This window comes from Lichenicola cladoniae, from assembly GCF_013201075.1.
GTDB lineage: Bacteria > Pseudomonadota > Alphaproteobacteria > Acetobacterales > Acetobacteraceae > Lichenicola > Lichenicola cladoniae.
The window spans coordinates 34,445-49,117 of sequence record NZ_CP053711.1; the positions used below are offsets into that span (position 1 = coordinate 34,445).

9 protein-coding genes and 6 pseudogenes are annotated in these 14,673 nt (G+C 61.2%); 4 read left to right on the forward strand and 11 right to left on the reverse strand.

The features are described from left to right. Nucleotides 1–22: 22 nt before the first annotated feature. The 6 genes and pseudogenes from HN018_RS26075 to HN018_RS26105 all read right to left on the reverse strand — a co-directional run. A pseudogene (locus HN018_RS26075) lies at nucleotides 23–436 on the reverse strand (IS6 family transposase); the annotation flags it as partial. 527 nt (nucleotides 437–963) lie between these two features. Then, nucleotides 964–3,177, reverse strand: coding sequence for a TonB-dependent receptor (locus HN018_RS26080; protein WP_171837559.1), 2,214 nt, complete (start codon nucleotides 3,175–3,177; stop codon nucleotides 964–966). 107 nt (nucleotides 3,178–3,284) lie between these two features. Continuing rightward, nucleotides 3,285–4,075: pseudogene (locus HN018_RS26085) on the reverse strand (anion permease); the annotation flags it as partial. A gap of 16 nt (nucleotides 4,076–4,091) precedes the next feature. Then, nucleotides 4,092–4,723 (reverse strand): annotated as a pseudogene (locus HN018_RS29625) (DUF47 domain-containing protein). 268 nt (nucleotides 4,724–4,991) lie between these two features. Next, nucleotides 4,992–5,417 carry an NUDIX hydrolase gene (locus tag HN018_RS26100; RefSeq protein WP_171837562.1) on the reverse strand — a complete coding sequence of 142 codons (426 nt, stop codon included), beginning with the start codon at nucleotides 5,415–5,417 and terminating at the stop codon, nucleotides 4,992–4,994. A gap of 309 nt (nucleotides 5,418–5,726) precedes the next feature. Next, nucleotides 5,727–6,704 carry an IS110 family RNA-guided transposase gene (locus HN018_RS26105; protein ID WP_171837565.1) on the reverse strand — a complete coding sequence of 326 codons (978 nt, stop codon included), beginning with the start codon at nucleotides 6,702–6,704 and terminating at the stop codon, nucleotides 5,727–5,729. 247 nt (nucleotides 6,705–6,951) lie between these two features. Here HN018_RS26105 and HN018_RS29200 point away from each other — a divergent pair, with 247 nt between their 5' ends. Both HN018_RS29200 and HN018_RS26115 read left to right on the forward strand, forming a co-directional pair. Further along, nucleotides 6,952–7,080, forward strand: coding sequence for a hypothetical protein (locus HN018_RS29200; RefSeq protein WP_275434466.1), 129 nt, complete (start codon nucleotides 6,952–6,954; stop codon nucleotides 7,078–7,080). A 29-nt stretch (nucleotides 7,081–7,109) separates the two neighbouring features. Beyond that, a pseudogene (locus tag HN018_RS26115) lies at nucleotides 7,110–7,466 on the forward strand (transposase); the annotation flags it as partial. A gap of 25 nt (nucleotides 7,467–7,491) precedes the next feature. On the opposite strand, the pseudogene HN018_RS28915 reads toward HN018_RS26115, so the two are convergent. Continuing rightward, a pseudogene (locus HN018_RS28915) lies at nucleotides 7,492–7,723 on the reverse strand (IS110 family transposase); the annotation flags it as partial. A 42-nt stretch (nucleotides 7,724–7,765) separates the two neighbouring features. Here HN018_RS28915 and HN018_RS26120 point away from each other — a divergent pair. Next, on the forward strand, nucleotides 7,766–8,590 hold the full coding sequence (locus HN018_RS26120; RefSeq protein ID WP_171837563.1) for an IS5 family transposase: 825 nt from the start codon (nucleotides 7,766–7,768) through the stop codon (nucleotides 8,588–8,590). A 402-nt stretch (nucleotides 8,591–8,992) separates the two neighbouring features. Here HN018_RS26120 and HN018_RS26125 read toward each other — a convergent pair whose 3' ends face one another. From HN018_RS26125 to HN018_RS26140, 4 genes are read right to left on the reverse strand one after another with little or no spacing between them, the layout of a single operon-like run. Then, nucleotides 8,993–9,976 carry an ABC transporter permease gene (locus tag HN018_RS26125; protein ID WP_171837637.1) on the reverse strand — a complete coding sequence of 328 codons (984 nt, stop codon included), beginning with the start codon at nucleotides 9,974–9,976 and terminating at the stop codon, nucleotides 8,993–8,995. Beyond that, nucleotides 9,973–10,932 (reverse strand): ABC transporter permease, encoded by a 960-nt coding sequence (locus HN018_RS26130; RefSeq protein WP_171837636.1) that lies wholly within the window; start codon nucleotides 10,930–10,932, stop codon nucleotides 9,973–9,975. Before HN018_RS26130 ends, HN018_RS26125 begins: the two co-directional genes overlap by 4 nt. After that, nucleotides 10,929–12,470, reverse strand: coding sequence for a sugar ABC transporter ATP-binding protein (locus HN018_RS26135; RefSeq protein ID WP_172443587.1), 1,542 nt, complete (start codon nucleotides 12,468–12,470; stop codon nucleotides 10,929–10,931). Before HN018_RS26135 ends, HN018_RS26130 begins: the two co-directional genes overlap by 4 nt. Before the next feature lie 10 nt (nucleotides 12,471–12,480). Further along, nucleotides 12,481–13,452 (reverse strand): ABC transporter substrate-binding protein, encoded by a 972-nt coding sequence (locus HN018_RS26140; RefSeq protein ID WP_172443598.1) that lies wholly within the window; start codon nucleotides 13,450–13,452, stop codon nucleotides 12,481–12,483. Nucleotides 13,453–13,812: 360 nt separating this feature from the next. Here HN018_RS26140 and HN018_RS26145 point away from each other — a divergent pair. Next, nucleotides 13,813–14,488, forward strand: a pseudogene (locus tag HN018_RS26145) (IS6 family transposase). Nucleotides 14,489–14,673 lie beyond the last annotated feature (185 nt).

Here is a 14,673-nt window from a genome sequence, read left to right on the forward strand (position 1 = left end):
TGCAGCAATTGGGTTGGCACGATCACCCGGTGCTTTGAGCACATGTTTCCTGTGTCCATATTTCGAAAGCTTTGGCACGCACTGCACGGTAGCGGCCTGCCGTCATCAGGTGGCGTCGCGGTCGGAAGTGCCCGGAGATGAAGGCGTGCGCGGAGAGGAAACGTTGTGCCTGCCGCATCGACTTGAAGCGCTGCATGTGCCGCTCTCGCCGCCGGGTTGGACGGTGAGAGTTTTCGGCCCGGTTGTTCAGGAAACGGCTTTCGCGGTGCTCGGCATCGGGCAGCAGCTCGCGTCTCGCCACCCCGTAGCTCTTCAGCTTGTCCGTCACCACGACGCGGGGCGTATAAGATAGACCACTCAGCAGGCGCTTGAAGAAGCGCTTTGCCGCTGTGCCATCCCGGCGACTTTGCACCAGGATGTCCAGCACGACGCCGTTACAGATGAATTTCCGCACGCTATTAATGAACCTTAAGTTGGTTCACTACGTTAAGGGTCCCGACTTTTATAACTCCGTTCTGTCGGGTGGAAAGGAAATATCGACCTGCCTGAAGCCCTTGAATTGGAATGCGTGTTCTAACTGGAATATCTGTATGCGTAGAAATACCTGAATGCTTGCCAGCACGAAGATATCGTTCGCGAATTCCCAGGCTCCTGCTGAAGAATAGCACCTCGTGCTCATATGAGTAAGCGTCAATTGCAAGCGTAAAAGGCGTGTTTGCAGGAACCTGGATCACAGCCGGCTCGAAAGTGTTGTTTTCAACAGTGACATATCGAGTGATTCGCCCATCAATCTTCCAGTCAGGAATGGCACATCCCATAAGGAGAACTACAGACATGTAGGGAGCAAGGCGTAGGACCATCAAGTCTATTCAACCATTTTTAGGTGCGAAAACAAATTTGTTCAGCCTATTTATCGGCGTTTTTCCAAAGTTACGTCGGGTCTAGGTCTATCCTGAAAAAGACTCAAAAACGCTGCGTGATGCCCGCCAGGATGGTACGGCGTAGACCATATTGAGGTGCGCCGACACCTATGCCACTCCCATCTCGGATGATATAGCGGCGATCCAATAGGTTTAGCAGGTCAAGCCGGAGGACGGTGCCGCGCAATACAAGGCTTTTGAAGCTCTGAACCAGCGCGAGATTGACAGTGTAGTATCCCGGCAATGCACGGCCGTTTGGCGTTGACCCATCGGCACGTAGTCCGGAGCCTACCACCATGTCCGCAGAGGTGCGCAGTGGGTGAGTGGTTGCGTGGAACAAGGCATAAGCGGCGCCTGCCGAGCCTGTCCAACGCTGATCATGGTCGAGATGCACCCAGCGGTTGCGGATATAGGCTAGGTCGTCAGCGCTAAAATCGAATTGCGACGACGTGATATCCTTACCAATCGCGCGAGACCAGGCGACATTGCCATACAATGATAGCGGGCCTTTGTCGTAGGAGAGACTGGCTTCGTAGCCATGCACTTCGCCTTTAGCGTAATTGAACGCCGATAAGATGATTGGCGCGCCAAATTGTCCTTCATCAATTAGATTGGTCGCCTGCTTGTAGTAGGCGTCGAGACCAATGTGAACACCAGGAAATAAGATCTGATCAATACCGCCGTCAAAATAATGGTCACGCTCCGGCTGGACTTTCCCGTTCTGAGTGAGTTCCGACGCGGCACTGGTATTCTGGAATCTGCTAATGGTGTCGTTTGTCACTTCTTCGAAAGGCGGCGGCGTAAAATAGCGTGAGTAGCCTGCATGGAGGGTGGTGCTACTCGTCGGACGCCAGACGACGTTAACCCGGGGGCTGAACTGGGAAGCGCTGACGTACTCGCTGACGCCATCAAAGCGTACGCCGTAGTTGATCGTCAACCGCGGTAGTATGCTCCACTCGTCTTGCAGGTAGAGGCCGTAGACGAGGCCAGTCTTTCCGCTGCCACTCTGAATGCTTACAGGCATGTTGCTATAAATCGGGCTTCCATCAAAGGCAGAGCCGATTTGAGGCGAAACAACGGAATTAGTACTAGCTATGTTCCGCTCGATAAACGCCTGCTCTCCAAAACGCAAGGTGTGGCTGTCATTGATCCGCCAGCTTGTGTCTGTTTGCCAGCCGGTTGACATCACCGAGCGCGCGGCTGTCTGACCTATGCCGTCGAACAACAGGTCGCCAATGGGATCGGGCGAGTAATACAGGCTGCTGTAGCGGGTGAAAACTGAACTCTGCAGCGTCAAGCTGCCGATCTGCTTTTGTAGCGATAGAATCCCGAAATCGGTAATCTCTTTTTGATGCTCAGTAAGGTCCCGGCTTTTGTAGTTAGTGATACCATTGTCAGAAATACCCAGATCGGGTACCTGCTCAGGGTTGTTTGGGATCTGGTATTCGGCATCCGAGATGCCGGCAATCAAGCTCACGCGGGTGTCAGCATCAGCGGTGAAAGTTAGCTTTGTTAAGCCGTGATATTGGTTGCTGAGGTCATGGACGGCATTGAATGAGCTGGTCGGGTTTTCGATGCCAATCCGATTATGCAATGTGTCCCCAGTCACAAAGAGGTCCCAGCGCCCTGCTGAGGCGCCGTAGGCAAATGATGGTTGGAGATAGTCGCGAGCGCCACCGTAAAGCGAAACCTCACCACCAGGCGCATTGATACCCGTCTTGACATCGATGTTAATGACCGCTGCGGTCAGAAAGCCATACTGTGCTGGTAGGGCTCCGGTAGTCAGAGACAGGTTGTTCGCAAAGCGTGTCTGAAGGCTTTGGCCAAATACAGCTAGCCCTTCAGGAAGCTGCACGCCATCGATCCGAAACTGAACCTCGTTATGGTCGCCGCGAACGTGGATTTGACCGAAGCTATCCTGCGCCACTCCAGGTGCCTGCAAAAGGACTTGGTTGAGCGGCGTGTTTTCGCCCTGAGGAATGTTATGCAGCGCGCCGGAGCCGAACCGGTAGACTTGGGCACCAAGGCTCGGCTGCAAAGCGGACCGTGCTCGGTCGAGGCGCACCGTGACTTGTTCCGGCTTGTCTACAATGTCTGATACCGCTTGTGGGACATGTCCCGAAGAGCCGTTACCTGGCGCCGCTTCAGCCCTATTTGTTGGCGGGATCGGCGCAGACTGTGCAATAGCTGGATAACTCGTAACGATCTGAGCTGAAGTTGCCGACACGACGGCAGCGATTCGAAATTGACGGAACATGCAGACCCGGCACTATGTTATGTTATACCATTCTAGGGCCATGATCAGGGCGTGTCTAGACATGTTACGACAGGAAGGAAGGCGCAGCTACCGACAAGCTATGACCCTCCCTGAACGCGGGCTGTTAATCCTCGAGCTTGGGTAGGTGCCCATTGCGCTTTTCCCATGGGGGTTAGCACGCCTCGCGAACGTAGACCGGCCAGGATCGTGCGAAGACAACTCGTGACGAGGGAGAGCACCAGCCACAACGGGACGTGGAACGGGCCCGACCGCCTCCCTTGTGACGCAAGCAGGACGGCGATGATGCCCATGGTCTTCTGTGCGTCGTTGCCGCCGTGGCCAAGGCTGATCAGGGAAGAGGAGATCGTCTGCAGGCCGCGATAGCGCCGGTCGACGCCGAACGGGCCAACTGGCGGGATCCCCAGTAGGTTGCCAGCATCAGGATCATCGCCAGGGTCAGGCCGATTGCCGGCGAAAGCACGATCGCGGCTTCAATGGTGCCCAGCCCATGCCACAGGATGTCCCCTGGACCAGCCTTGGCAATGCCGGCGCCGATCAGGCCGCCGATCAGGGCATGGCTGCTGGAGGACGGAATGCCGAAGATCCAGGTGAGGACGTTCCAGGCGATCGCGCCGACCACGGCACCGAAAACGACCTGAGCGTCGATCAGCTCCGGCGTAACCAGGCCGGCACCAACGGTATGGGCCACGTGCAGACCAAAGACGAGGAACGCGATGAAGTTGAAGAACGCGGCGACCAGCACTGCGGTGAGGGGGCGCATGACCCGGGTGGAGACGACGGTGGCGATCGAATTGGCAGAGTCATGCATGCCGTTGAGGAAGGCGAACAGCAGAGCAACGCCAACCAGAGCGATCAGACCCGGCAGGCTCAGGATCATGCCGTGGGCCATCTGTTCAGGCTTGCTCCACCATGATTCCCTCGATCACGTCGGCGACGTCCTCGCAACGATCGACGACGCTCTCGATCAGATCGTACACTTTCTCCACTGTCAGCTTGGTGCCGGCAGATGCCGTTCCGGTGAACAAGGTCTGCAGGCCCGCGCTCATGAGGTCATCGGCCCTTCCTTCGGCCTCCCGGACCTGTTCCTGCATGCACTGGAGCTGGTCGACGTTGCGGTCGATCGCGGAGAGGAGCGGCATTGCATTGCGGATTGCCTGCGTCGCCTGCCCCGCGCAATCCGCCATGTTGAGCATCTCCGGCGTATAGTCGATGGCGTCGAGGTGAAGACGGCGCCCGGTTTCCTTCATCAGGTCGATCGTGTCATCGAGGGCCGTGGTCAGGTCGAGATCTGAGAGCGGTCGAACGGGGTGATGAAGCTGTGATGGATCGCCTTCAGGGTCTGCCGTGTAACCTCGTCCGCAGCCTCCTCGAAGTCACAGAGCGCCTGGTAGTTTGCCTTGCTCTCCTCACCGGACAGGAGCGCCCGGAATGCGATCGCGCCGTTCACCACTTGGTAGGCATGGGTTGTAAGACGCGCGACGAACTGCTCGTTCCTGGGCATCAATGATCTGAAAAACTGGAACATCCTGCCTCATCGTCCAGAGCCGCCGGTCCCAGCAGCCTTGTTATAGACGATGCAGCGTCACTGGCCAGATCAGAGCGCTATCGATTCCGGTTCCTCGTCAGACGGTCGCTCGGGCTTGCAGCCGCTGCTCGCTCGTCTGATCGGACCACGGCCCAGCTCGGCATCAGGCTGCTCGCAATGCGTTTGCAAAACAGACGTTCGGCTAGGCGACTTGCAATAAAGTGGGTATATGCACAAGTTCGAGGGATCAGGGGACGGTAACAAATCACTAGACGCCGAAATCCTCAATCAAGAGCGCCAAACCGCCTTCTGAAACGAGATTGATAGCTTTATCCCGGGCAAACCATACCCGCTGTCGCTCATCCCGCTCATCCCAGGTTTCGAGTTCGCTTTTAACCAGCAGCGGATAGACCTTGATGGTCATCAACCGGTCATCACCGTCAGGCAGCGTTTTGCTGGCAGCAAAGAAACCGATCGGCTTTTTGCTGATGCGGCCAGACACACCGGCCTCCTGAAGAGCCTCCAATGCTGCGGTCTGCCATCCTTTTCTCCCTTTCATTGGCCAGCCCTTGGGGATGATCCAGCGACCAGTGCCTCGAGACGTCAGCAGCAGGATTTCGAGTGCTCCAGTCAGGGTCCGGCGATAGGGCAGCGCTGCATGTTGAACGTCACCCGAGCGGTCAGTTTTTGCCATAAGCTGTAGCGGCTCTCCCAAATCCCTTGGTGTGGACCCTCTTCTGAAGACCCACCAGCTTTCGATCGCCCTGGCACCATGGGCGACTGGCTGCGCGTACCGATCGAGTCAGTCTGCTCACATCGAGGTTTACCCCGACCTTGACCGCGGTCAAGGCAGGCATGCTCTTGACATCTTCCATTTGGCGAGGGCCATCACTGTCGGACTGCCTGATATCGGCTCTGCCTCAAACTTGGTAATTATGGATCTGAGGTTGACCCGGATGGTGTTGGCCGCGCGGATGTCGATCAAAACAAGTATCCGTTGTGATCAAGCGCCTTTTGGGGTCCAAATCCGATTATCGCGCAGCAGCGCGTTCGCGAGGATGATGAGCTTCCGCATGACCGCGGTAATGGCGAGCTTGGCATGCTTGCCGCTGTCGACGAGCCGACTGTAGACCCGCTTCAGGTCTGGATTGAACCGCATGGCGACGAGCGCGGGCATGTAGAGCGCCTGTCGAAAGCAAGCGCGCCCACCTCGTATAAAGCTTTTACCCTGCCATTTGCCGGATTGGCGCGTGATTGGGGCTAGGCCTGCCAGCGATGCGGCCTGCGCCTCATCCATGGTTCCAAGTTCGGGCATATCGGCAAGAAGAGCCTGGGCTGTGACATAACCCAGGCCTGGAATGCTCAAGAGAATTTCACGTCGTCGGACCAGAACGGGATCATTCGCCATGATAGTGTCCAAGGTGGCGTCCAAGGACGTGATCTGGGCTTCGATTTGCCGCAGACGATGCCGGGCATGACGCCTGAGGAGATCGATTGTCAGGATTTGAGCCCGGTTGAGGGTTGCCGTACGATCCCGCATCAGACTGCGCCGAGCGGCTACAAGTTCGGCGAGTTGGTTTTGTGTTTCGCTACGAACCAGACGGGCGATAGGTTCGAGCAGGGCACCGAACCGCGCCAGCATCAGGGCATCGACACGATCAGTCTTCGCCAGCTTGCCTGTGGCCTCGGCGAAACGTCGCGCCTGACGCGGATTGACCTTGGCGATGGTCAACCCGGCGGCATCGAGCCGCTGTTCCAATCCTCTGTGGTAAGTTCCGGTAGCCTCGAATACCACACGCGTTACCTGGTTCTTGCTGATCCAACGCAACAGCACCATGTGGCCCTTCCGCGTATTGGCGACACGCGTTGTATCGCCGGTTGGGTAGCGCGCGGCATCGAGATGATCCTTGGAAACATCGATGCCGATCGTGATCGGCGCTTCCACAATGAGAGGCTTGGCAGTTGAAGTGATAGGCTTCATCTTTTCCATGTCCTATGCTTGTCGTCCGAGGCCAGACCTCAGGTATCCGTTCAGGGCACAAGGAAAAGAAGGGGCGGTCATACTCTAGAACGGCCCATAATGGCCCGGGTGTTACCGACCCGTCCCCTTCCCGTTGCTTCCGGGCGGCCACCCGGTAGCAACGGTCCTTTATCGCACGCAGCGACAGCAAAAGTCATAAGACAAGGGTGTTATGTACTTCGGTGAGGCTGCGGTTTAATGGAGATGGATGTCTCCCGTGCTGCCGCGCAAGCCCTACCCATCTGACGTCAGCGACAAGGAATGGTCGCTGGTTGTCCAGTATCGGACGCTGATGACGGAGGCGGTGACCCTACCCCCTGGAACGCCCTCGTTCTAAAGCTAGAAACCGTCACCAGGAGACGGAAAATGAAGCGGTCAAGGTTTACGCAAGAGCAGATCATTGGCGTGCTGAAGGAGCACCAGGCGGGAGCGACGGCTGTCGATCTGTGTCGCAAGCACGGCATTAGCGACGCGACGTTCTACACGTGGCGGTCGAAATACGGCGGCATGGAGGTATCGGACGCACGCAAGCTGAAGGGGCTCGAGGATGAGAATGCCAAGCTCAAGAAGCTGCTGGCGGAGCCAGATGCTGGACGTAGCGACGCTAAAGGAGATGTTGGCAAAAAACTTCTGACGCCCGGCGCGCGGCGTGCGGCCGTGACCTGGGCGATTAAACAGAAGGGCTACTCGCAACTGCGAGCGTGTGGATTGTTCGAGCTAGACGCAGCAGAAACCCGGATAGTTGCTAGCGGGGCCGCCGCAGGCTGCGCACCGCTGCCCGACGCGCTCGAACGAGATCGTAGACGGCTTTGTGTGCCTGCTCATGTATCTAATGCCGGTGGTTCGCCGGCGCGGTGCAGCTTGGCAAAACTGATCGCATCCCGACGGTCGGTCTTGATCCGGTCGCCCGCCTGAATTGGGATCAGTGAGGGAGCAACCACGATCCACTCGTACCCTGCTGCGCTTAGAGACCGTTTGAGAATGTCCTTGGCGACCTAGTCGTCTTGTGATTCAAGCTTTGGATGTGGACCCGAGTGAGCCGTGGCCGGATGGCCAAGATTGCGAAGAAGACGAAGCGCTACCCGAGTGACCTGACGGACGCAGAGTGGCTGTTGATCCAGCCACTTCTACCGCCTGTTGCAAAACGGGGCCGCAAACCGACGACAGACATGCGCGAGATGCTGAACGCCATCCGCTACATGGCACGCAGCGGCGGCGGATGGCGCATGTTGCCGAAGAACTTCGGACCGTGGCAGACGGTCTACTGGTGGTTCAGACGGTTTGTCCGGCGGCTGCTGTTCCGCACGATCAACGACGTGGCGTTGATGCTCGACCGGGAGCGCGTCGGACGTGAAGCCAGCCCAACAGGCGGCGTGCTGGACAGCCAAACGGTCAAAGCGCCATCAGCTGACCTGCGAGGCTATGACGCCAACAAGAAGATCGTCGGCCGCAAGAGGCATATTGCCGTGGATACCGATGGACGCCTGCTGATGGTCAATCTGATAACTGCCGACATCTCGGACAGCGCGGGCGCGCAACTCATTTTAGACGGTATTCGCAAGCGTTGGCCATGGCTCAAGCACCTGTTCGCCGACAGCGTCTATGACAGGACGAAGCTGATGGACAAGGCGGCCCTGCGGGACTTTGTTCTGGAGATCATCCGACGCACGGACAAGCAGCTCGGCTTCAAGGTGTTGCCGCGTCGGTGGGTGGTGGAGCGGACGTTTGGCTGGATGATGCGTTGGCGTCGCCTGGTGCGCGACTATGAGAAGCGTCTCGATGTTTCCGGCGCCATGATCGAGGTCGCTATGGGGAGCCTGCTTCTGCGCCGGATCGGCCACCCATAAACATTCTCAAACGGTCTCTTAGCTGCCGCTGAATACTGTGGCACACGGTCCGGCTTTAAACAGAACTTCGGGTCACGACCATTCTCGGAAAGCTTGTTCATCAGTTTTGTCAGGGCCGCTGGCGTGTTGGCAATCTTTTCATGCTCACGCATATTTCCCCGCTTGCCCTCGTCTGCAAACGCCACCCAGGGTCGTCTTTTTCTGAACATCCAGGCCTACGTAGATGGGGAGCTTTTCAACGATCCGTCTTCCTATGCATTGAGGCCGTGCGCCAGCCTATTCAGCGCAACCCTCGGAAACCGGCATATTGTGGGATGGGTCACCCCTTCTCAGGCGAACATCTGTTCCAGGAGTTGTATCGATCCCGCTTCATTCCAATCAGCCACGGGTACGTCGCCGGGTTCAGCCCGCACGCTGCCGGGTCAGGCCGGACTGCACGATCACCGCCAGCAGCAGGAAGGCGCCGCTGGCCAGTCCCTGGTAGGCGGCGCTGAGCGAGCCGATCTGGTTGATCACGTTCTCGATCACGCCGAGCAGCAGCACGCCCGACAGCGCGCCCAGCATCGTGCCGACCCCGCCGGTCAGCAGCACGCCGCCGATCACCGCGGCCGCGATGGATTGCAGCTCGTAGCCGGTTCCGGCCGAGGACAGGCCCGAGGATAGCCGCGCCGCCAGCAAGGCGCCGGCCAGCCCGGCCAGCGTGCCGGACACGCAGTAGGTGGCGATCTTGACCCGCTCGACCCGCACGCCGAGCATCCGCGAGGCTTCCTCGTTGCCGCCGATGGCGAACACCGCCGCGCCGAACCGCGTGCGGTTCAGCACCAGGGCCGCGATGCCGTAGGCCACGAAAAGGATCACCACCAGGTTGCCGACGCCCAGCCACTGGCCGTTGGCGATGCGCCCGAACCAGCCGGGATCGGCGATGACCAGGCTCTCGCCGGCCAGCATGACCGCCAGGCCCTTGAGCGCCAGCAGGGCTGCCAGCGTCACGATGAACGGCGCCATCCGGGCCTTCACGATCAGCAGGCCGTCGATCAGCCCGACCAGGAGGCCGGCCGCCATCGGCGCGGCGAACGCGGCCACCACGCCGTAGGGTGCCGCATAGGCAGCGAGCACGGTTCCGAGCCCGACCATCGAGCCGACCGAAAGGTCGAAGCCGCCCATGATCACCACCAGGGTCTGGCCGATCGCCACCAGCCCCAGGAAGCTCGCGGCGATGATGATGTCGTTGACGTTGCCGGGGCGCGGGAAGCTGGGAAACGCCAGCCCGGCCGCCAGGGCCGCCACGACCAGCACCACGATCGCGCCGCGCGACTGGACGAGCGCCACCATGCGCTGCCGGGTCTCGCCTGGGTTACGGGCCGGTGCCGCCACCACGCCGCTCATGCCGTCCCCCGACGCAGATAGAGTGCCGCGACGATGAACGCCGCCTTCAGGATCTGTGCGTAGTTCGCATTGACGTTGTTCATGATGAAGGACGCATCCAGCACCACCAGCAGCAGCACCCCGAACACGGTGCCCAGCGTCGAGATGCGGCCGCCCGACAGGGGCGTGCCGCCGATTACCGCCGCCGCGATCGCGTCGAGCTCGAACTGCACGCCGATATAGTTGGCGTCCGCCGCACCCAGCCGGGCCGTCGCGAATACCCCGGCTAGTCCGGCGAGCAATCCGGACAACCCGTAGACGAACGCCAGCGTCGCCCGCACCGGATGGCCGGCGAGCAGCGACGCGGTCCTGCTCGAGCCGACGAACAGTGCGTAGCGCCCCGGCATGGTGCTGCGGACTACGAACGCGAACAGGCCGGCGATCGCCAGCGACACGATCGCCACGCCCGGGATCCCGAGCACCGCCACCTGGCCGATCGACGCGAGCGGCCCGTCGAACGGCAGGTCGAGGCGCGCACCGCCCAGCAGCGCCTGCGCCAGTCCACGCGCCGCGACCAGCAGCGCCAGGGAGGAGATGAGCGGCGCGATCCGGAGCAGCGCCACCAGCGATCCGTTGAAGATGCCGCACAGCAGGCCGGCTGCGATCCCGGCGGCGATCGCCACGCCCTGGCCGAGGCCGATGGTGAGGCCGATCACCGCGGACGACAGCGCCATCACCGAGCCAACGGACAGGTCGATGCCGCGCGTGCCGATCGCCAGCGACTGGCCGAGCGCGATCAGGATCAGCGGCGCGGCCTCGAACAGCAGCGAGCGCACCACGGTCGGATTGCGGAAGCCGGGGGTGACGAGCAGGTCGAAACCCACGAGCGCCACGAAGGCGATGTAGACGCTCAGCGCGCGCAGGTCGCCGAATGCGAAGGAGCGCCGGGGCTCGGCCAGTGCCGCCGGCACCGTCATGAAGCGTGCCCGGAAGCCGGTGTTTCGGCTGGAGCCGCGCCACCGGCGAGCAGCGCCAGCACATCGTCGCTGTCCCGGCCGGCGGTCTCGAGCTCGCCGGTCACCCTGCCCTCGTCCAGCACCACGAGCCGGTCCGACAGCTCGACCACTTCCTCGAGCTCCGACGACGTCATCAGTACGCCGAGCCCTTCGGCCGCCAGGCCGCGCACGACACGGTGCACTTCCGCCTTGGCGCCGACATCGATGCCGCGGGTCGGGTCGTCGAGCATCACCATCCGCGGATCGGTGCACAAAGCCCGCGCGATCAGGACCTTCTGCTGGTTGCCGCCGGACAGCGACGTGATCGGGACGTCGAAGCCGTCGGTCTTGATGCCGAGCTCGCGGACGTAGCGCGCCACCAGCGCGTCGCGCCGCCGCCGGGAAATGATGCCCCAGCGGGATATGCGCGGCAGCACCGCGGCGGTCAGGTTCTCGGCCACCGACAATTGCGCGAACACGCCCTCCGAGCGGCGATCCTCGGACAGGAACGCCAATCCCCGCCGGATGCTCTCCGACGGGCGCGAGCGTGCCACGCGCCTGCCATCGACCGCGACCGAGCCGGCGTCCGGTTTCTCGGCGCCGTAGATCGCCTTGAAGGTCTCGGTCCGTCCCGAGCCGAGCAGGCCGGCCAGCCCGACGATCTCGCCGCGCCCGACGGTCAGCGAGACGTCGCGCACCCGGTTTCGCCAGGACAGCGCGCCGACATCGAGTGCCGGTGCCTCGGCCTGGCCCGCCTTCCTTCCGGCTTCCGATCCGCCGGTCCGGCCCGGTCCGGCCGATTGTTCGCGGCCCAGCATGGCGGCGACCAGTTGGCCACGCGGAAGGTCGGCGGTCGCCGCACTCGCCACCACCGCACCATCGCGGAGCACGGTCAGCCGGTCGCACAGCCGGTAGCATTCGGACAGCCGGTGACTGACGTATATCAGGCCGATGCCGTCGCGGCGAAGCTGCTCGACGACGCTGTAGAGCAGGTCGACTTCGGCGGCCGACAGGGCCGAGGTCGGCTCGTCGAGGATGATGGCGCGGGCGCCGAGCGATACCACGCGGGCGATCGACACCAGTTGCTGCAGGCCGAGGCCGAGCGTGCGCAGCGTCCGGCGCGGATCGATATCCAGGTGGTAGCGCAGCAGCAGCGCACGGGCCTCGTCGATCATGCGGGCGCGGTCTACGAGAACGCCGAACCGTCGCGGTTCGCGGCCGAGGAACAGATTGTCGGCGACGCTCCGCTCGGGGATCAGGTTGATCTCCTGGTAGACCGCCGCGACCCCGGCAAGCTGGGCCGCGCGCGGGCTGTCGAACGTCACCGGCTGGTCATCGAGCAGGATGCTGCCGCTGTCCGGCCGGTTCAGGCCGGTCAGCAGCTTGATCAGCGTCGACTTGCCGGCGCCGTTCTCACCCATCAGCCCATGGATTTCGCCTGTGCGCAGGCTGAACGAGACATCGCGCAAGGCCCGGACCGCTCCGAATGACTTGGTCAGGCCTCGCGTCTCGAGCAGCATGCCGCCGCTCTCAGTAGGTCGAGCCGCTCGACAGGGCCGCGGATGCGTTGTCCTTGGTGTAGAGCGTGTCCTTCATGGTGATCGCCTGGGCCACCTTGTCGCCGTTGAACCAGGCCTTCAGCGTACCGAACGCCTGCGGTCCGAACCGCGGATTGGTCTCGACATCCGCCTGCGCGCTGCCGCCGGCGATCGCCTGCACCAGCGACCTGGTGCCGTCGATCGACACGATCCGGACGTCCGTTCCCGGCTTCTTGCCGGCCTGCTGGATCGCCCGCATGGCGCCCAGCGTCATGACGTCGGCGTGCGAATAGAGCGCGTCGATGTCGGGATGAGCGAGCAGGAGCTGCTCCATGACCTTCTGCGCGTCGGTCGCCGACCAGTTGCCGGTCTGCGCCGCGACCAGGACCATGCCCGGGTATTTCTTGAGCTGGTCGGCGAAGCCCTGGGTGCGCTGGGTCTCGACGGAGTTGCCATAGGCACCCTGGATCTCGACGATCTTGGCCTTGCCGCCGGTCGCCACGTTCATCGCATCGGCGGAGCGCTGGCCCTGCACGGTGAAATCGGAGCCGAGGAAGGTGATGAAGTCGCGGCACGGCGTACCCGCGGTGGCGCGATCGATCGTCACCACCGGGATGTTCTTTTCGGCCGCCTGCTCGAGGGCGGGCTGCAGTCCGGTAGCGTTCAGCGGCGCCACGATGATCGCCTTGGCACCCTGGGAGATCATGCTCTGGACGTCCGCGACCTGCTTGGCCTGGCTGTCGTTGGCGTTGGTGTAGAGCAGCCGCGCGACACCAGCCTGCTTTGCGGCGGCTTTCACCGAAGCGGTTTCCGCTGCACGGAACGGGTTCTGTTCGTTCTCCGACTGCGAGAACCCGACGACCATGCCCTTCAGCGTCGCATGGCTGGGGCTGGCGTTGGTGCAGCTCGCACTCGACTGGTTCTGCACGACGGCACTTCCCGGCGCGTCGTCGGCCATGGCCATCGGCGCGGCAAAAATGGCAGCCGTCACGGCAAGCGCTACGCTTCCGGCACGACGTGCGCGACGGTTCGAAAGTTGGTTGTCCTGTCGAGACATGATGACCTCCCTGGACGGACTCTCGTGGCCCGTTCGTGCACGCATCGTCACGTGACGGTGGTCAGCCTAGAAACATGTTTCTTGTCTGACAATACCAGGTGCCTGAGACGCTGACGACAGAAGTGAGAAGTTGGTCGGAAAAAGCATGCCTCCGCCCAGGGATCGCCGCGCCGACGATAACCAGGGCACCTCTGAAAGCCTGGTTCTATTGCGCGGTTCCGGCTGACATTAGATGGATCTCTGTGGGCGATGGTTTGGGGTTGGACGATGTCGATCGAGTTCAAAGGCAGTCACTTTGAGCGTGACATCATCCCGTGGGGCGTGCGCTGGTATGTGACGTACTCGTTGAGCTATCGCCAGGTCGAGGAGATGATGAGCGAGCGTGGTGTGGAGGTTGACCATACGATGCTGCATCGCTGGGTGCTCAAGTATATGCCGTTGCTGGTAGGGCGTTCGTAGCGCGCAAGCGCCCGATTGACGGTAGCCGGCGGATGGATGAGACTTACATACGGATAGAGCAGGTGTGGAAGTATCTGTATTGTGCGGTCGACAAGGCCGGCGTCACGGCGGACCTCCTGCTGACCGCTCGGCGCGACCGCAAGGCGGCGCTGCGCTGCGCTTCCTGTGCAGGGCCGCCGGCCAGCATGGTGTTCCCCAGAACATCACTATCGACAAGAGCGGCGCCAACACGGCGGCAATCGACGGCTACAACACAGAGCATGACGCCGAGATCGAGATCAGCCAGATCAAATACATCAACAACATCGTCGAGCAGAACCATCGGGCGGTAAAACGAAAGAGCAGGCCGATGCTCGGCTTCAAGAACTTCTGGTCCGCGATTACCATCGCCGGCATCGAGATCATGCACATGATCCGCTAGGGCCAGTTGCGCCCGACGGGCTAACTGCGTCCAGCACAGCGGTTCTACTCCCTCGCAGGGTAGGAAACACAGGGTTCCTGTTGTTCTTAAACACATCGAATTTGCAATAGAACTATCTGAGGACACGCCGTCCCGATCCAAGCACCACCGTCCAGCGCTACTCGAATCGACGACCTATTTGCTTCGTAATTGGCCTTGCTTTTATCAGACAAATCAGATGAAGTGCCTTCAGCGTGCAGAGACGCGCT